The 17,675-nt window shown below is 60.8% G+C and carries 18 protein-coding genes; 13 read left to right on the top strand and 5 right to left on the bottom strand.

Features of this window, described 5'->3' with window-relative positions:
* Window positions 1-13: 13 nt before the first annotated feature.
* The 3 genes from L5014_RS30520 to L5014_RS30510 all read left to right on the top strand — a co-directional run bounded on the left by L5014_RS30520 (window position 14) and on the right by L5014_RS30510 (window position 2,510).
* The gene (locus L5014_RS30520) at window positions 14-316 is read left to right on the top strand and encodes a type II toxin-antitoxin system Phd/YefM family antitoxin (protein WP_238467521.1); all 303 of its coding nucleotides are present in this window, start codon (window positions 14-16) and stop codon (window positions 314-316) included.
* Window positions 261-569 carry a Txe/YoeB family addiction module toxin gene (locus L5014_RS30515; RefSeq protein ID WP_238467520.1) on the top strand — a complete coding sequence of 103 codons (309 nt, stop codon included), beginning with the start codon at window positions 261-263 and terminating at the stop codon, window positions 567-569. Before L5014_RS30520 ends, L5014_RS30515 begins: the two co-directional genes overlap by 56 nt.
* A 498-nt stretch (window positions 570-1,067) precedes the next feature.
* The gene (locus tag L5014_RS30510) at window positions 1,068-2,510 is read left to right on the top strand and encodes a sialidase family protein (protein ID WP_238467519.1); all 1,443 of its coding nucleotides are present in this window, start codon (window positions 1,068-1,070) and stop codon (window positions 2,508-2,510) included.
* Between the two features lie 80 nt (window positions 2,511-2,590).
* Here L5014_RS30510 and L5014_RS30505 read toward each other — a convergent pair whose 3' ends face one another.
* Window positions 2,591-3,265: an HAD family hydrolase gene (locus L5014_RS30505; RefSeq protein WP_238467563.1), complete on the bottom strand. Its 675-nt coding sequence runs from the start codon at window positions 3,263-3,265 to the stop codon at window positions 2,591-2,593.
* Window positions 3,266-3,442: 177 nt separating this feature from the next.
* On the opposite strand from L5014_RS30505, the gene L5014_RS30500 reads away from it, so the two are divergent.
* Window positions 3,443-3,658 carry a DUF3820 family protein gene (locus L5014_RS30500; RefSeq protein WP_238467562.1) on the top strand — a complete coding sequence of 72 codons (216 nt, stop codon included), beginning with the start codon at window positions 3,443-3,445 and terminating at the stop codon, window positions 3,656-3,658.
* A gap of 173 nt (window positions 3,659-3,831) precedes the next feature.
* Window positions 3,832-4,122, top strand: coding sequence for a hypothetical protein (locus tag L5014_RS30495; protein ID WP_238467518.1), 291 nt, complete (start codon window positions 3,832-3,834; stop codon window positions 4,120-4,122).
* A gap of 15 nt (window positions 4,123-4,137) precedes the next feature.
* Here the strand turns inward: L5014_RS30495 and L5014_RS30490 are convergent, their stop codons facing one another.
* A complete protein-coding gene (locus L5014_RS30490) occupies window positions 4,138-5,193 on the bottom strand; it encodes a GSU2403 family nucleotidyltransferase fold protein (RefSeq protein WP_238467517.1) in 1,056 nt (351 codons plus the stop codon).
* 229 nt (window positions 5,194-5,422) lie between these two features.
* Between L5014_RS30490 and L5014_RS30485 the strand changes: the two genes are divergently transcribed.
* Entirely contained in the window at window positions 5,423-6,358 is a 936-nt protein-coding gene (locus tag L5014_RS30485) for a LysR family transcriptional regulator (RefSeq protein WP_238467561.1), read from the top strand.
* A 119-nt stretch (window positions 6,359-6,477) separates the two neighbouring features.
* Here L5014_RS30485 and L5014_RS30480 read toward each other — a convergent pair whose 3' ends face one another.
* Window positions 6,478-6,993 carry a GNAT family N-acetyltransferase gene (locus L5014_RS30480; protein WP_238467516.1) on the bottom strand — a complete coding sequence of 172 codons (516 nt, stop codon included), beginning with the start codon at window positions 6,991-6,993 and terminating at the stop codon, window positions 6,478-6,480.
* Window positions 6,994-7,029: 36 nt separating this feature from the next.
* On the opposite strand from L5014_RS30480, the gene L5014_RS30475 reads away from it, so the two are divergent.
* The 3 genes from L5014_RS30475 to L5014_RS30465 all read left to right on the top strand — a co-directional run bounded on the left by L5014_RS30475 (window position 7,030) and on the right by L5014_RS30465 (window position 10,147).
* Window positions 7,030-7,599, top strand: a complete 570-nt coding sequence (locus tag L5014_RS30475; RefSeq protein ID WP_238467515.1) for a helix-turn-helix domain-containing protein — start codon at window positions 7,030-7,032, stop codon at window positions 7,597-7,599.
* Between the two features lie 187 nt (window positions 7,600-7,786).
* Window positions 7,787-8,464, top strand: a complete 678-nt coding sequence (locus L5014_RS30470; RefSeq protein ID WP_238467514.1) for an alpha/beta hydrolase — start codon at window positions 7,787-7,789, stop codon at window positions 8,462-8,464.
* A gap of 60 nt (window positions 8,465-8,524) precedes the next feature.
* Window positions 8,525-10,147: an ATP-binding protein gene (locus L5014_RS30465; protein ID WP_238467513.1), complete on the top strand. Its 1,623-nt coding sequence runs from the start codon at window positions 8,525-8,527 to the stop codon at window positions 10,145-10,147.
* A gap of 91 nt (window positions 10,148-10,238) precedes the next feature.
* Here L5014_RS30465 and L5014_RS30460 read toward each other — a convergent pair whose 3' ends face one another.
* A complete protein-coding gene (locus L5014_RS30460; protein ID WP_238467512.1) occupies window positions 10,239-10,550 on the bottom strand; it encodes an ArsR/SmtB family transcription factor in 312 nt (103 codons plus the stop codon).
* 65 nt (window positions 10,551-10,615) lie between these two features.
* Window positions 10,616-11,122, bottom strand: a complete 507-nt coding sequence (locus tag L5014_RS30455) for an SRPBCC family protein (protein WP_238467560.1) — start codon at window positions 11,120-11,122, stop codon at window positions 10,616-10,618.
* Window positions 11,123-11,896: 774 nt separating this feature from the next.
* On the opposite strand from L5014_RS30455, the gene L5014_RS30450 reads away from it, so the two are divergent.
* From L5014_RS30450 to L5014_RS30435, 4 genes are all read left to right on the top strand, one after another.
* Window positions 11,897-13,351, top strand: a complete 1,455-nt coding sequence (locus tag L5014_RS30450) for a TolC family outer membrane protein (protein WP_238467511.1) — start codon at window positions 11,897-11,899, stop codon at window positions 13,349-13,351.
* Window positions 13,351-15,147 (top strand): type I secretion system permease/ATPase, encoded by a 1,797-nt coding sequence (locus L5014_RS30445; protein ID WP_238467510.1) that lies wholly within the window; start codon window positions 13,351-13,353, stop codon window positions 15,145-15,147. Before L5014_RS30450 ends, L5014_RS30445 begins: the two co-directional genes overlap by 1 nt.
* A gap of 23 nt (window positions 15,148-15,170) precedes the next feature.
* A complete protein-coding gene (locus L5014_RS30440; protein WP_238467509.1) occupies window positions 15,171-16,523 on the top strand; it encodes an HlyD family type I secretion periplasmic adaptor subunit in 1,353 nt (450 codons plus the stop codon).
* Window positions 16,524-16,679: 156 nt separating this feature from the next.
* Window positions 16,680-17,468 carry a hypothetical protein gene (locus tag L5014_RS30435; RefSeq protein ID WP_238467508.1) on the top strand — a complete coding sequence of 263 codons (789 nt, stop codon included), beginning with the start codon at window positions 16,680-16,682 and terminating at the stop codon, window positions 17,466-17,468.
* Window positions 17,469-17,675: the final 207 nt, after the last annotated feature.

The raw sequence follows: 17,675 nt of genomic DNA, 5'->3' as shown, positions 1-17,675 counted from the left end.
CTTGGAGCTCTTGATGAACATCCTGACTTTCAGTGAGGCGCGAGCCGGCTTGAAGCAGGCGATGGACGACGTGTGCCGTGATCACGAACCTGCTGTCATCACGAGGCAGCGTGGGGAACATGTCGTTCTGATCTCGCTGGACGACTTCAACAGCATGCAGGAAACGCTGCATTTGCTCGGTTCACCCGTGAACGCGAAGCGGCTTAGTGAATCCATCGCTGAATTCAACGCTGGCCAGACCTCCAGGCGAGGCTTGATAGATGAACCAGCAGAAAAAGAAGGCCAGAAACAAGGCGGAAGCCGTAAACGCGGTTGAAGTGGCATGGTCGAGCAATGCCTGGGACGATTACCTTCACTGGCAAGCGACAAACATGGCAATCGTTCGCGAGATCAACGGGCTTCTCGAAGAAATCTCACGAGATCCGTTTCGTGGTACCGGCAAGCCGGAACCGTTGAAGGGGAGTCTTACCGGGTTCTGGTCGCGACGCATCACGAAGGTCGATCGTCTCGTGTACATCGTTCAGGACGGCGTCACATACGTTATGCAGTGTCGCTACCATTATTCGTAACGATGCGATAGAAAAAGCACCTGGAAACGGTGCTTTTTCCATATCCGGGTGGGGATCCTGCATAACGAATACATGGAAATACAAAACAGGCACGGTGCGCGCGGGAGACTTGCAGATCTGTTACAAAAAATTTCATGCCGACGCCATTCGTATGACCTAGATTCAAATGCACTCCCTGCCGACCCATGGCACCGGAGTTCGGCGTTTTCAAATGTTCGGCGTTTTCAGATTGCAGTGACCAGGCAGCCATCAGGAAAGCGACTTATGACTGGTGTTGCAGATTCGTGACCGCCGCGCTGGCGTTACCAGCGCTGACGGTCCGTAGCAGTTGAAGCGGTAGCGAGTGTGGCGAGCGAGAAAAGGCATGAACAAGGCGCGCCGACGATACCATCGTTGATACCCCGGTCAGGAGGCGCCATGCCACGCCTGATGCTTTGTTGCTCCCACGAAAATTACCGTTGACGCTGTTGCGGGCCGCATAGTGACAAGGAGTCCTTCATGCGACGCAACAAGTCTTGTGCAGCTCTACTCGGAGTGTCAGTGGCGGTAACGCTCGCGGCAAGTACACCGGCCTCGGCTGCGCCCACAGTGGTCTCGGGTCCAAGCCCCTTTGCGGGTTGCACTATTGGCGGATCGTCCAGCAGTGTTGTCTTTGTGAATGCCGAGGTCGAGCCGTGGCTGGCCGTGAACCCAAAAAATACTTCAAACCTGATCGGTGCCTGGCAGCAGGATCGCTGGTCCAATGGCGGCGCTCACGGCCTCGTTGCCGGTTTCTCCTTCGATGGCGGCCATACCTGGGGGCAAACGGCCCTGCCTTTTAGCGCGTGCGCGAACGGACTCGGATACGAGCGCGCCTCGGACCCGTGGGTGTCCATCGGTCCCGACGGTACGGCCTATGCCGTCTCCATCTCGTTCAACCAGTCCAATAACAACAATGCGGTGGCCGCAGCGGTGTCCAGCGATGGTGGTCAGACCTGGGGCAACCTGAGCGTGATTGTCGCCAACAACGAGCCCACATTGCAGTTCTTCAACGACAAGGAATCGGTGACGGCGAATCCGGTCAAGGCAGGCGTTGCGTATGCGGTATGGGACCGGCTCGAATTGCCGAACGGCAATCCGTACGCGAATCTGCATACGGCCGCTTACCGGGGGCCGACGTTGTTCTCGAAGACCGTGGATGGGGGCAAGACCTGGAGCTCTCCTGCGGAAATCGTGAAGGTTCCCGCGCGGCAACAGACGATTGGCAACCAGATCGTGGTCAATCAGCAGGATGGAACGCTCTACAACTTCTTCAACTTGATCACGCCACCATTCAATAAAGGGGCTGGCAGGGTGGCGTTCATCAAGTCCACCGACGATGGCGTTACGTGGACAACACCGCAGGTGATCGCGACTCTGCAAACGGTCTCGGTCTTCGATCCCAATACCGGCACGCCAGTCCGTACCGGCGACATCATTCCTGAACCGGCGATTGATCCGGCAACGGGGCAACTCTATGTCGCCTGGCAGGATTCGCGCTTCAATGGCGGGCAATTCGACGAGATTGCGCTGTCGACGTCCGCCGACGGCGGCAAGACATGGAGCGCACCCATCCGCGTGAATACGTCCTCGGGACGGCCGGCGTTCAACCCCTCTGTCCGGGTCAACTCGGCGGGCACGGTGGCCGTCACTTACTACGATTTCCGTACCCTCAAGTCCACGGACACGACATTGCCGACCGACTACTGGCGAACCACGTCACCCCGAGGGGGCCAGAATTTCGGTAATGAGCTGCATATTGCGGGGTCGTTCGATATGAAAACCGCGCCTTATGCCGAGGGGTATTTCATCGGGGACTATCAGGGGTTGGGCGCGACCGATACGGAGTTTGTCCCGTTCTTCGTGCAAACGACAGGCAATGCAACCAATCCGACCGATGTTTTTGTTGCACCGGCGCCGTAAATAACGCGGCCAGCCGATCGATTGACGGACGCTTCCTGGCCGGCAAGCAAGCGCTTGCCGGCTGACACCGGCTGGCACTTTTACGCGGGAAGCGCCTCTATGCCGAACCACCCGGAAACGTGCCCGGTCGCCAGATCGAGGCTCTCGAGTATCGTCAAGCTGACGCCGATGACCTCGACTGACGGCTGCTTCAGATCAGGCACCGTCACGACCCGCATCCCCGCTCGATGCGCGGCGAGCACACCGTTCTCGCTATCCTCGAACGCCAGGCAATCGCCCGGCGATTTCCCCAGACGGGACGCCGCCAGCTCGTACACGGCCGGATCCGGCTTGCCGCGGGCGACTTCATCGCCTCCTGCAATCGCGCCAAAAAAATCGAGCACGCCAACCCGTGCAAGCCGGGATCGAATCTCTTGTCCGCTCGATGACGAGGCCACGGCGCATGGAATGCCCGCATGGGTCAACGCGCTCAGCAGGCGATGGACTCCCAGCTTCAGTGGAAACACGGGTGGCGTCGTCGGCGAGTGCAACTGCTGCCGAACTTGTGTAAGCGCTTCCTGAAAAACCGGTTCTGCTCCGAACATCCTGGCCAGCATCGCGTGGCACTCGGGCAGCGACCTGCCGATGATCTCGGCATAGTCGACAGGGCGGATATGAACCCCGAGTTCGTGTCCGACGGTTATCCACGTGTTCATGATCGTTCGCTCTGAATCGATCAATAACCCGTCCATGTCGAAAATTGCGGCAGAGAACATATGCAAGAAACTTGAGTGCTTGAAGGTGCATGCCACTATAACCGCGTGGCGGAACGCCATGTGGTTGATTCCGACGAAAATCTGGCAAGGTCCGTCAGTTCATCATCGATGATTTGGGGCGCGACGGGCTATGAGACACCGGGCGCGCGGGAGCGCAAAGCCGTGCACAATACCCTCATGCACGCCCCCGACCTTGAACGCCTTGTCACCCTCGCCATGCCCTTCGGGAAATACAAGGGCCGGCTCATCGCCGACCTGCCCGGGCATTACCTTAACTGGTTCGCCCGCGAAGGGTTCCCGCCGGGAGAGATCGGCCGGCTGCTCGCGTTGATGCACGAGTTGGACCATAACGGCCTGAAGGGATTGCTCGAGCCGCTGCGCAAACGCGGGTAGGGTGCAACGTCGGGTATCAGCTTCTAACAGCCATCTGTTAGTTCGCGCCTGGCTTGTTTTTATCGCCGGACACGAAAGGTTTCCTGTCTGTGTCATCGGAAAGAACCATTTCATGTGCTACTGTGCTTGCTCAGAGCCAGAAGGACGTTTCAGCCGATCACCAAAGGACGCTCATGGAATTCAGCAATGGCACTGTACTTGAAGCTCTCCGACTTGCTTTGCATCGACAAATACCGTGGCACAAGCGACCTGCAATTTTCACGTCGCTTCGCTCGCAAGGTCTGATCCAGACCGTTGACCAGAAACCTCCCCCCAGTACGAAGTTTCTCCCGACACTCCAGATTGCTATCCTGACCGATAAAGGACAGAAGGAAATCCAGCGCATCGAGGCGTCGAAGCATGTTTCTGGATGGCTGGACGATGACTACTTCGCAACGTTCCTTGCAGAAGTTGCATTTTCCTGACCACGCATCGTTGCCTCACCTTGCCCCCCCAATTCCCGCCTCAAACTCCTCCAGTGCCCCCTCATGCGCGCCTAGCAAACGCCGCACTTCAGGCAGCGCACGGCGCACAATCGCACGAGCCGAAGCGGGCAGTTCCTCACAAGCATCCTCGATATCACCGCTGCGGTGGTCTCCGAGCATGGCGAGTATCACGCATGCCTGGTGCACATCCTTCTGCGACTTGATGAGCATGTTGGTGCGCAAGCGCGACACCAGCAGCTTGTGAATCGCAAAGCGCGCCGGGTCCGGCACGCGCACGGGAACTGCGCCGTGCCGCGAAATGAGCGTGCCCATCTGCGACTTGCCGAGCAGGAAGGCAAGATAGGGCAGACCAGTTGCATGCGCACCCAATTCGGGCACCGCGACGGTCGGGAACGAATCGTCTTCCGAAGGCACGAGCAGGTCGACATGAAAGCGCGTCGCGCCGGCTTGCTTGAACGATGTCGATGGCGCTCCGCGTGTCATCGACGGCACTTCCACGAACGCGATGCCGGTCTCTTTCAGGATCGCGAGCAAGCCGCCCGTGGGCACGTGCTGGAGCGCCAGTTGCCGCGCGCGGGCAATATCGACGTCTTCCGTCTCGTAGGCGACCGACTTGATACCGAGGCTGTTGAGCAGCACCGCATAGGCATGAGAGCCGATCAGCGCGGCGCCGGCCTGGAAGAGGCCGTGGTTGTACAGCACGCCCATCGTGGCGTAGGTCTTGTTATCGGCGATCTGAAAACCCAGTTTCGCGAGTTCGCGGATGCGGTTCACGAGGTCCTTGCCTTGCACGATGCGCTCGCGCATCGCCTCCACGCGCGCTTCCACTTCCGGGTCGCCCTGCGGGCCGCCGAGGCTTTCCTCCTGCTTCTTGCCCTCCGGGTTCATGAACTGGCGGGCGTAATAGACGAGGCCCGCGCGCTTGTGCTCGAGGATCGTCCCCGGCGCGCCGACAAGCACCGCGTCCTGCGCGGCGGCGGCTTGTTCGACGTTCGCAAGCTGGGCGCAAAATGCCTGGTCGTGACGTTGATAAAGCGGTGAGCCGAGCATCTCTGGAGCCGTTTTCAGTAATTTTTCATATTTTACTGAAAAATGATCGACGATGGAAATTTCAGTAATTTTTCGATAATTACTGAAAACCGCCGACATCAAATCCCGGTATCAGCCGCGCCGCCAATTGCACCCGCGTTCGCCGGGTAAAATGCGCAACGACGGCGCCCGGCCAATCTCCGGGCCAACGAATACGGTGGGACTCGGGTGGAGGCGCGGCAAGGTGGTAATCGATTATTTTTTGGCGATTCGGGCATTTCTTCAGGCTGCGGAGCTGGGCAGCTTCAGCAAGGCGGCCGAGCGCATCGAGGTCAAGACGTCCACGGTCTCGCGCTATATCTCCGAACTCGAAGCCGACCTTGGGATCTCGCTGTTCAATCGTTCGACGCGCGGCCTCACGCTCACCGAGGGCGGACGCGTTTTTCGCGAGCGCGCCTTGCGGGTGATGCAAAGCCTCGACGAGGCGCGCGAGGCCGCCTCGTCGCTCAATAGCGCTCCGCAGGGCGTGCTGCGCGTGACCATGCCGACTTCGTTCGGGCGCAGGCATGTGATCCGCCATCTGCCCGAGTTCATGGCGCGTTATCCGAAGATCAGCGTCGATGCGGTCCTGACCGACGAAATCGTGAACATCATCGACGCCGGCATCGACGTGGCCGTGCGCATCGGCGTGCTTCCCGATTCGCAACTGATGGCGAGGCAGCTTGCCACGCACCGGCGCATCGTTTGCGCGAGCCCCGAGTATCTTTCGCGGCGGGGCCATCCTGCCACGCCCGCGGAACTCGCGTCGCACGAGGCCATCCGTTTTCCGCTGACCGCCGAGGACAAGTGGGTCATCGTGAGCCCGTCGGGCCGCAGCAGTTCGGGCGAGGTTACGGTGAAGCTCGGCGGGCGTCTGCGTGTCGACGACACCGAGGCCGTGCTCTCGCTCGCGCTGGCGGGCATGGGCGTCGCGCTGCTGCCCGAATGGGCCGCGGGCGGGGCGCTGCGCGAAGGCAAGCTGGTGCGCTTGCTGCCCGGCTGGGAGGCGCGCACTTCCACCGCGACGCCGGGCGTGTGGGGGGTTTATCCGCCGAGGAAAACCGTCTCGTCGAAGGTGCGCGCGTTTCTCGACTTCTTCGCGGGGCTCTATGCGCGCGAAGGTTACTGGCAGGAACCGTCGGCATAGGGGCTGCGTTCCCCAATCAACGAATTCCATTCCAGGGGCTGGCCGCCAGAAGTGTGAGAAACCTGAATGTGAGCCTCGTGCAGGGCGCGCGTCAGCTTGCCTTCATCACACCGTATGCATCAAGCCTCAGGCGTCTCCCGCGCATCGAGCCTCAACTGCATGAAGGCAAGGTCGAGCCACGCGCCGAACTTCATGCCCACTTCCTTCATGTGCCCCACGTGCTCGAATCCGAGCTTTTCGTGCAATCCGATGGAGCCGGCGTTATTCGCCTCGATGCCCGCGACCATCACGTGCTTGCCGATCTCGCGCGCGCGGCCGATCAGGATCTGCATGAGGGCCAGCCCCAGGCCTCGCCCGCGCTGGTCGTTGCGCACGTAGACCGAATGCTCGACCGTATGCCGGTAGCCGTCGAAGGCGCGCCAGTCGCCGAATGACGCATAGCCGAGCACGCTCTGGTGAGCGTCGACGGCGACCAGCACGGGGTAGCCCAGCTTTTGCCGGTCGGCGAGCCAGGCTCTGCGGTTGGCCGCATCGACTGTCTGGTCGTTCCATATCGCGGTCGTGTGCAACACAGCGTCGTTATAGATTGCCGTGATACCGTCGATGTCCTCTGGACCCGCATCGCGGATTTCCATGGCTGCCCCTTCACTAAATCCACTATAATGGAACAAGTGTACACGATATTAGACAGCATAGATCAACGCATCGGCGCGCGTATTCGAGGCGAACGCGAGGGACGCGGCTGGTCGCTCACCGACCTCGCCGCCAGGTCCGGCGTGTCGCGGGCCATGATCCACAAGATCGAGCGCGGGGAGAGCAGCCCCACGGCGTCGCTGCTCGCGAAGCTGGCGGGGGCGTTCGGCATGAGCATGTCGGCGTTGCTGGCGCTCGCCGAACTCGAAGAGGGGCGTCTGTTGCGTGCGGCGGACCAGCCGCTGTGGGTGGATCCGCAAAGCGGGTATGTGCGGCGCCACGTTTCGCCCAAGTCGGCTGCGCCGCTGAACCTCGTGGAAATCGATCTGCCGCCGGCGGCAGAAATCCCGATGCCGGCATCGGCCTACTTGCAGGCCCGGCAACTGATCTGGGTGCTGGCCGGAGACCTCGTGTTTATCGAAGGCGGCGAGCGCCACGAACTGGGCGCGGGCGATTGTCTCGAACTGGGACCGCCGAGCGACTGCGTCTTCAAGAACGAAAGCGCCCACGTTTGCCGGTATGCGGTGATCGTGTTTCAGAAGGGCTGATCTCGCGAACCCATGCGGCGGAGTGGGCGAGAGGCATGAAACCTCTGCGCCATTCAAGAAAGACCGGACGCACGGCGCAGGATTACGCTGTCAGCAGTCTTTCCTTTCGCCTCGCGTTGTGATATATGATATATCACAATAGCCGTGACGATATCGGCTTCGATTCGTGTCCATCTCCAGGTCCGTCATGTTCGATCCATCGCTGTTCGGTCGCCTGTCCTTCACACACGCCGAGCCGACCCAAGGCCGCTTGCCCCCGGGCCGCCATTCCCTGGGCCTCGCCGACGAACGCGACGCCGTGTTGTTCGTGCCGTCGGGCCTCGACGACGCGGCGCCCGTTCCGCTTTTCGTGATGTTTCATGGCGCCGGGGGCTTTCCGGAGAAGGTGCTGCCGTTCATCGAAGAGCACGCGCAGCAGAACAGATTCCTGGTGCTGGCGCCGCATTCGACCTATCCAACGTGGGACATCGTGATCGGCGGCAACGGCCCCGATCTGGAGCGGCTGCATCAGGCGCTTACCGCCGTCACGTCGCGCTACCGGATCGATCCCGCGCGTCTCGCGTTCGCGGGGTTTTCGGATGGCGCGAGCTATGCGCTCTCGATCGGCGTGACGAACGGCGATATCGCGAGCCACGTGATCGCGTTTTCCGGCGGCTTCATGTCGGTCTTCACGCAGGAGGGCACGCCGAAGGTGTTCATCGCGCACGGTCTCGCCGACGAGCAGTTGCCGATCGAGACGAGCGGCCGCGCCAATGCCGGGAGACTGCGCTCCGCCGGATACGATGTTCAGTACATCGAATTCAACGGCCTGCATGTGATCCATCCGCCCATCGTCAGCATGGCAATCGAATTCTTCCTGAAGTGACGCGAGTGACGCGCAAGAGTGCTGCCGCAATGGCGGCGGCAACGAACGGGGGTCTTGCCCATGGATTTTGAAATACCCGCATCACTGATTCATCCTCTGCTCGGGATGATCGAAACCGAATCGCCCCTTGCCACGCGGCTCAAGGAGCACGGCGTGTGCCACGGCAACATGATCGTATCGAGCAAGCTGTTCGACGCGCGATCGCTCAATACGCTCTACGCGCTGAGCAAGACGCAGAACGAACGCATGCTGATGTTTCAGATGCTGGCGCTCGACAATGTCTACAACGCCCCGCAGGCGCGCGTCATTCCGGCATTGGACCAACTGGTGCCGGGGCTGGTCGCGTACCTGTCGCGCGAGCCGATTGACGGCTGGCTCTATCAGCGCAACAAGGATGGCACGTTGCTGCCGTGGCTCGTGCACCGGATTCGCCATGTCGAGCCGGAGCAGGGCATGCCGTACATCGTGGTCGACATGCTGGCCAATACGATGCAGTCGGCCAATTCGGAACTGACCGACTATCACAAGCGCCGCTCCGGCATGACGACATCGCTCGTGATCAACCGCCACGATATCGTCAACCGCACGATTCCCGAACTGCTGGCCGAGTTCGGCTTCTACAAGGAGTGCGCGGAGTTCAAGCGCGAATACGAGCATCATGCACAGCGCTTCCTGAAGTTTCAGCGCCGTTTTGGCGCGCAGTTCGTAGTGACGAAGGCGGCGTTCACGATGGGCGAGAAGGACGCGGTGGAGCTCACGCGCATCATCGACGGAATCAGCGCGAAGTGCGTGAACGACGAGGAACGTCTCGAACGCCGCTTCGAAATGATTTGTGATCCTGAATTCTGGCGATCGGCCGGCGTCGAGTCGGGCTTCGAGAAAATTCCGCTGCACGGCTATGTGCACCTGTTCCATCTGGAGTGGCACCGCAATATTTGGGTGCATGTGCAGAACATGGAGGAATATCGATACCAGCCCGAGTTGCGCAACAAGCTGGTCTTGCCGGCGCCTCATCACGATCTCATCGACATTCTCACTTCGAACATGAACGTGTTCGTGCAGGACGTCGTGCCGGGCAAGTCGGGCGGCACGACGATTCTTTGCCAGGGCGCGCCTGGCCTCGGCAAGACACTGACCGCCGAGATCTACGCGGAAGTAGTGGGCAAGCCGCTCTACCGCGTGCATTCGGGGCAGCTAGGCACGACGGCGTCCTCGGTGGGCGCAGCGCTTTCGAGCATCCTGCGGCGCGCGATGCGCTGGGATGCGGTGCTGCTGCTCGACGAAGCCGATGTCTATATTCGCCGCCGCGACAACGATCTCGAACACAATGCGATCGTCGCGGAGTTTCTGCGCACGCTCGAGTATTTCACCGGGCTGCTGTTCATGACGACCAATCGCATCGACGACGTCGACGATGCGATTCTCTCGCGCTGCATCGCGACGATCCACTACGAAACGCCGCCGAAAGCCGATGCGCTCCGCCTCTGGAAAGTGCTTTCGGAGCAGTTTGGCGCGGCGCTTGGCGACGAGTTGATCGAGACGCTCACGCACGCGTATCCGAAGGCGAGCGGGCGCGATATCAAGGAATTGCTGAAGCTCGTCACGCGCTATTGCAAGGCGAAGCAGATTCCTGTTTCGGAGGACTCGTTCAGGTTGTGCGCGAGTTTTCGCGGGCACGCCTGAGGTGTTCGAGCGGGCATGAGCGAGTTTGAGTCGCCTGCCTGAAAGGCGCTGAGTGGCGGACTCTGGCAGGCTCAAGCGGACTCAAGCGGACTCAGGCCTCGTCGCGACCCTCGCTCTCCACGAGGGCCGTCAGCCGCACGAGTGCTTGATCCCATCGCGCGGAGATCTGGCCGAGATAGCGTTGCGCCTCCTCCAGCCGCCGCGGGTCGAGCCGCCACAGGCTCTCGCGGCCGCTGCGTTCGCTGCGCACGAGGCCGGCGTCCGAGAGCGCATGCAGATGTTTCGTCACGGCCTGGCGTGTCATGTCCGCGCCCTCGGTGAGCCGCACAATCGAAAGCGGACCCGATTCGCATAGTCTGGCGACGATCCGCAGACGCGCAGGGTCTCCGAGTGCGGCGAACACGGGTGCTGCACTGAGGAGCTTGTTGGGCGTGTTGGGCTTTTTTGCAGTGCTTGCTGAGGACTGCATCACGATGCGAATTGATCGAGGTATTGCTCGATGAGCCTGGATTGATGCGTCCAGCCACCGTCATTGTTCGTGAATGCCTGGGCTCGGCGCTCGAGCGGGATCGAATGGAAGCCGGATTCCGTGATCGTCAGCAGTGTGCCCTCGTCCGCATCCTGCAGCCGGAATTCAACCAGCGTCATCGGCTCACGCGAGTAGTCTGCATTGCGGTCGACCGCGTTTGGATGCCAGCGAAACGAAAAGAGACTCATGGGCTCGATCCGCTCGATATGAAAATCGAATGGAAAGCCAACATAGGGCTGCTGCAGTTTCGCCACCTCGGGGTCGACCTGCGTCGGGGCGATGCATCCGGTGATGCGGGCTCCCGCCGCAAATTTGCCGTCGAATGCGACACCGAACCAAATGCCGAACTGCTTTGCCTCGCTGATCGCGCGCCATACGCGTTCGCGCGGCGCACGCAGGACGATGCGTTTCTCGATACGGTCGAGATCGGAATTGTCGGGGTTCATAGTGCAACCTCGAGGTTGCGTAAAGACTGGCACTGGGCTTTCGCAATTGCAACCTTGGGGTTGCGTGATTTGGGGGGAACTGCCGCCGGCCGGCGTCACGGACAGCCTCTCGCTGCGGGGAGGTGTACGCTAAAGCGTGGCCGGGCTGCAGGCGCGGCATATACGAGAGGCATGTCTGGGTTGGTTGGTTAAACGAGGGGTATTGAGCGCATTTGGTTGATCGGATGCAGGCGGCTATGTCACCTGCATCGTTTCTTGCCAATGAGTAGGTGTCCTCATATGTGCCACGCATATGTGCGGCAAAAAGTATCTACGGGACGCTCGTTTCCCCTTGCTTGCGTTTCCCCCTCACATCCCGCTTCAATCCTCGTTTCTTCGCCTTCCGCACGCTCCGCTCGTCTCACTCTCCGAATAACGGCCTGAGTCGATCCCTTGACGAGCGGCAAATCATCCCACGATGCACGGTTTTATTGCCAATTTAAGGTATTTGTAAGCTTTAAGGTCGGATACCCTTGCTTACGAATTGAGGGCGGTTGGTGCAGCGGCGCGCGTAGTGCCGCACGGCCGCCTTGTTGCATTGGTCCGAGCGGTCGCGATGCACACCGAGCTTGGTCAGGCACTCGATCTTGCCGAACAGCTCACCAGTTTGATTCGTCAAGTTCAGTCACGGCACGGAGCAAAGCCACTGCTGCAGACTGGCCCCCCGATTCCGGCCCCAACGACATGCGCCATTGATCGAGCGCTGCCGCACCGGATGCGCGAATAAAGGAAACGATGAGCAACTGCAGCAGGCACCGCCAAAAAACATGGGGCATATCACGAGAACGCAATCGCAAGGCGGAGCGTAATTGGCACGCTGTGTGTAATGCGGTGAAGGCAATCACATGCTTTCTCGTGATTGCGCCGGTGACGACCGCCAACGCGTCCAGTCTGGGGAGTCTCGCAAGCGAGGCGCTCGCGGCGGATGCAGCATTCAGGAGTGCAGAGGCTGCCTGGCGTGCGGGCATCGAAAAAGCGCCCCAAGGACGGGCGGGACTGCTGCCGCAAGTTGGCATCCAGCAGGTCATCTATCGCAATGGCGTGCGGATTCCAGGGCAGACCATACCCGGCTATTCGACCAACGGCTTCACCCTGACGCTGAATCAACCGCTCTTCAATTGGGCCGCGTGGGAAAGCTGGCAGCAGGGCCAGCTCCTTGCGATGGATGCCGATCTTGCGCTGGCGCAAGCGAAGCAGGACTTGCTCCTCCGTGTTGCCCACGCCTATCTGACCGCATTAAATGCGCAGGACGATCTTGCGCTCGCCCTCGGCCACCGTAAGGCCGTCGCGGAACAACTGGCGCTCGCGGAGCGCCGCTTCGCACTGGGAGATGCGACCATCGTTGATACGAATGAGGCGCTGGCCGGCTTCGATGCCGCACGGGCCGACGAAGTCGCCGCACAAACGCAGCTCGATACAAGCTACGCGGCGCTCCAGAAGATTGTCGGCCATCCCGTCGACAGGGTAGACGGATGGCGCGACGATGCACGTTGGCCGCCCGTGGAGCCAGCTACGCTGGAACAGTGGATGGACACGGCGGCCACCGCGGATTACGGGGTGCGTCGGAAAATGATCGCGATCCAGCTTGCCAGCCGCGAGCGGAGCAAGGCACGCGCTGGCGACTACCCCACCGTCGGCCTGGTCGGCAATGTCAGCAACGGCAATGCGGCGTTTATCAACGGTCAGACGAACTTCTATACGGGAGCGAGCCGGGGCAGCTCCGGCTACGTCGGCATCCAGATATCGTTGCCACTGACCGACGGCCTGATGACCCGTAGCAAGGTTCGTGAAGCGCTTGCGCTGGAAGATAAGGCTCGCGAAGATCTGGACGATGCCCAGCGCAGCGCCCGGCTCACAGCCCACGACGCCTATCTGGGCGTCACGCGAGGGCTGGCGCAGACCGATGCACTTGCGAGCGCGGTGCGGTCCGCCACTGTCGCGTTGCGCTCGAATCAGACCGGCTACCGGGTCGGTGTTCGAGTGAACGCCGATGTGCTCGACGCAGGGGACAAGCTCTACCGGGCACAGCGGAACCTGGCGCGCGCCCGCGCGGAAACGCTCGCGCAGGCGCTGAAGCTGAAAGCGAGTACCGCCGATCTGGGCGAGGCCGACCTTGCTGCCCTCGACACGATACTGGTTGAGAATATTCCCGCGCGTACACCGACCTCCGGCGCATCGGAGATGCACTAATGTATCAACTCATCAGACGCCATCTGCTGATCGCGGCCGCGTTCGGTATCGCATCAAATTTGCTTCTGTTGACGCCGACCATCTACCTGCTCCAGGTCTACGACCGCGTGCTGCCGAGCCAGAGCATTCAAACGCTGCTGATGCTGATGGCCTTCATGGCGATCGCACTCGGGATGAACCTGGGCGTCGATATCGCCCGCAGCCGGATCTTGTCGGACTTGGGCGTGCAGATTGGCAATCGGGTCGAGCGACTCGCGTTGCAGGCGCAAATTTCTGCTCACGCCCATCGGCTGCCGTCACGAGCGATCGCGAGTCAGGGCGATATCAATACGTTGCGGGCGTTTCTCGCGGGGTCCGGCGTGATCGCATTTTTCGACGCCCCGTGGTTGGTCGTCTACGTGGTCGTCATCGGCCTCTTTCACTGGTCCCTGGCGCTGATTGCGGTGATCAGTGCGCTGCTGTTGATTGGCGTCGCCCTGGTCAACGACCGGCTCACGCGCAAGGGCATCGAGTCTTACCTCGCGCGGCAGCGGGAGGGGGATTCGTTCTACCAGCACCTGATCCGCAATGCCGAAGTCATGACCGTGCTGGGCATGGTGGATAGCCTGGTGGGTGCATGGGATGCGCGCAAGCGCGACTACATCGCCGCGCAGCGCGACGTGTCGGACCGCAGCGCGTTCTATCGCGACGTGACCAAGGGGCTGCGGCAGGCGATTCAGGTGATCATGATGGCCGCCGGTGCGTGGCTCGTGATATCGGGCCATGCGACGCCAGGCGTGATGCTCGCTACGACCATCCTGCTCGGCAAGGCGCTGGCGCCGATTGAACAGTTGATCGGCAACTGGAAGCAAGCAGGAGAACTGCGCGAGGCCTGGCCTCGTTTGAACGCATTGCTCACGGCTCAGATCGAGGCTGAAACAATCGCGCTGCCGCCGCCGACCGGCGAAATCCGTGTCGAGCAAATCTCGTTCAGCGTGCCGTCGCGAACGCCGGGGCTGGGACGACTGCTGCTGCGCGGCATCAATTTCACGCTGGCCGCGGGCCAGACGTTGGTGATCACGGGGCACAGCGCATCCGGAAAATCGACGTTGCTGCGGGTCATCGCCGGGCTCTGGCGTCCCCAGGCGGGCGCGGTGCGGCTGGATGGCGCTGACGTGGCGCAGTGGCCCAGATCTTCTTTGGGCCGGTATCTCGGGTACGTTCCGCAGGACGTCGAGCTGTTCGCGGGCACCGTCGCGGAAAACATCGCACGGACTGCGAAGCCGCTCCCACTCGACTCGGCCGCGATCGTGCGGGCGGCACAGCGAGCAGAGGTCCACGAGATGATCTTGAATCTCCCCGAGGGTTACGAGACGCTGATCGGGGACGCCGGTGAGCTGTTGTCCGGCGGCCAGCGCCAGCGCATCGCCCTCGCGCGCGCCTTGTACGGGGAGCCTGCTGTGCTGCTGCTGGACGAACCCAACGCGAGTCTGGACATGCTGGGCGAAGCGGCGCTAGATCGCGTGCTGCGCCAACTGAAAGCCGATGGCGTGACCATCATCGCGGTCACCCACCGGCCGTCGCTGCTTGCGGTGGCTGACCAGATATTGCGGCTGCGCGCTGGTCAAATGGAACAGCTTGAAACGCCGCACGGACCAGGGCAGGCCGACAGCGGTTCACGCGCAGGGGCCAGCCGGACCGACGACGCCAGCGGCATGCCTCCCGGTATCGAGCTCGCTGCGCTGCAGGCGAGCCGGTCCTCACTGCAGGCGGCCCAGGTGCCGACGCTCGAACCGGCGATGGAGCACATCCGATGAGAACGTTCATTTGGTTGCATCGCGTGGGCGAAACCGTGAAACGGTGGTGGCCTGATTCCGTGGCATCCGCCGACAGCATGCTGCCGCTGCCGCGCAGGTTGATCGGTGCCAGTGTTGCAGGTGTCGCCGTGGGCCTCGGTTTGATGTGTGGGTGGGCCGCTCTCGCGCCGCTCTCCGGTGCCGTCGTCGCGGAAGGCTCGGTGCGCACCGAAGGCGAGCGCAAAACGGTGCAGCATCTGGAAGGCGGAATCGTGAAGCAAATCCTGGTCCGGGACGGTGACCGCGTGAAGGCCGGCCAGGTGCTGGTTGTGCTCGACAACGTGGGCCCGGCGGCCGAACTGTCGGCGTTGCAGGCGCAATCCGATGCGGAACAGGCGAAGATCGCGCGACTCTCGGCCGAGCGCGAGATGAAGGAAACGCTGGCGTTTCCGGCTGCGCTCGAAAATCAGCGCGACGATCCGCGTGTCGCCGAATTGTTGGCACGCGAATCCTCGCTGTTCGTCGCACGCCGGCGCGCGTTCGTCGACCAGAGCACGATGCTGCGCACCGAACTGGCGCAGACTCGCCAGGAAATCGCCATCAGTTCGCAACTGATCCAGACGATGAACCGCAGTTACGACATGGCACGCCAGCAGCGGCGGACCAACGAAGCCTTGCAGCAGGAGGGTTTCGTCGCTGAAACGAAGGTGCTCGATTTGCAGCGGACCGAGGCCGACGCACTCTCGCGGGTCCAGTCCGGCACCGCCGATCTGAGCCGCGCCAAACAGCGGCAGACCGATCTCGAACTTCGCATCGCCGGGTTGCGTCACGACTATGTGAAAGCGGCCGACGATGAACTGAAGGATGCCACTACGCGCGCAATCCAGATCGGCGAGCGGCTTCGTCCGGCCCGGGATCAGTCGGCCCGGACCCGCGTGAGCGCGCCGGTGGCGGGCGTGATCGTCGGACTGAAGGTGCACACGATTGGCGCGGTGGTGGCACCTCGCGAGCCGATCGTTGACGTCGTCCCCGTAAATGCGCCGCTAATCGTGGAAGCGAACATCAGGCCGGACGATGTGCGCGAGATTGCGCTGGGGAGCCACGCCGACGTTCGCTTGACGGCCTACAACTCGCGCACTACGCCGATGCTTGACGGTAAGGTCACTTACATTTCGGCAGACGCGCTGACCGACAGCGATAAGCGGACTCGATTCTACGTGGTGCGGGTCGAGGTTCCGGCGCAAGCACTGGATAAGGCCAACCGCCTTGCCAAGGAGCCAGTCGCACTCGGGCCCGGGCTGCGCACCGAGGTGTATATCCGCACACATGCGCGCTCGGCCTTCGATTACCTGCTCGAACCGGTCAAGGACGGGATTCGTAAATCGATGCGGGATTAGCTTGGCGAAGTTATGCGGGAAGCTGGACTAGCTAATTGCCGGGTGGCGGCCGACATTTAAGCCGTTCAGAAAGATCTATTTTTAATGAGTTCGGAGTGTGTCCGATTAACTCCGTAACCTGGTTGTTAAACGCTGCTTTTGAGAGGAGCAAGACTGATGAAAGTCGTGACAGCAGCCGCAGTGGCGACCGCCACCGTGGCAAGCAACATAAGTTATGCGCAGCCGACGCCGGTGTCCGATATGCCGACCACGTTGCCGGGAAACCTGCGTTATGCGCAACCGGAGGATGCGCCGCAAATGGCTCGCACATTGACGAGCCATCTGAATTCCGCACAACAAGCGGATTTGCCGACAAACCAGTCCGCTTCCCCGCAAGGTGGAGAAGGGGTGACGCAGATGATATCCAAGCCGAAAACTTCCGTCGAATTTGCTCAGAACCTCAAGGTCATTTTTGACGACGATCTCCTGTTGCAAGATGCGTTCTATACCGAGGCCTATCTGAAAGATATTTTTAATCTAGAAGAAATTAGCATATTCGATGACGCTAACGGAGCGGATCGTCAAATTTCGATTATGGCGAACGTGCCAGGATCGGTGATTCCGCGAATAAAGTTGTCCGAATCTTTTGGTGGATCAACTTCCGGCGCCCGATTTGGAGGCGGAAAAACAACACATCAATCTGGCTCAGTCACAGCAGTCCTTAATTTTGGGGTTTATGAAGGTGGCCCTGACTTTGATAGAACCGAGCGGATATTCGCGAAGAAATTTGTTCGCGTGCCACCGCAGCCATCTCCCCATGGCGGTCCGGGTGAAGCTACCGCTCCCCACGGAAACGAAACGTGGAAGTTCGAACAGGTAGACGGTCAAATCGAGAAGAAACTTACGGTTGGATTCAATTCGGCCGGCGAGCTTTCTCGTGTTCTTGTCGAATTAAAGAAAAATTAAAAACGAGGGAAACTAAAGATGGCTGTGGCTCTCAATGCAAAAGCACTTAAAAAGTTAGCTGACGGTTTTGGTCTGAATTCCGAGAAACTCGTGAGTGCCGAATTCGAGCCCATTTTCGGCTAGGTTCCCAGTCGGAACATCTCGAATGTCTCGGGGTCCTGCCTTTCTGTGATGAATTTTGCGAAGAAATGGGTTCCGGTGCTATTC

Origin of the sequence: Paraburkholderia tagetis (assembly GCF_022213065.1) — a bacterium.
Classification (GTDB): domain Bacteria; phylum Pseudomonadota; class Gammaproteobacteria; order Burkholderiales; family Burkholderiaceae; genus Paraburkholderia; species Paraburkholderia tagetis.
The sequence above is the reverse complement of the archived record's forward strand: the minus strand, read 5'-3'. Positions and strand labels throughout refer to the sequence as shown.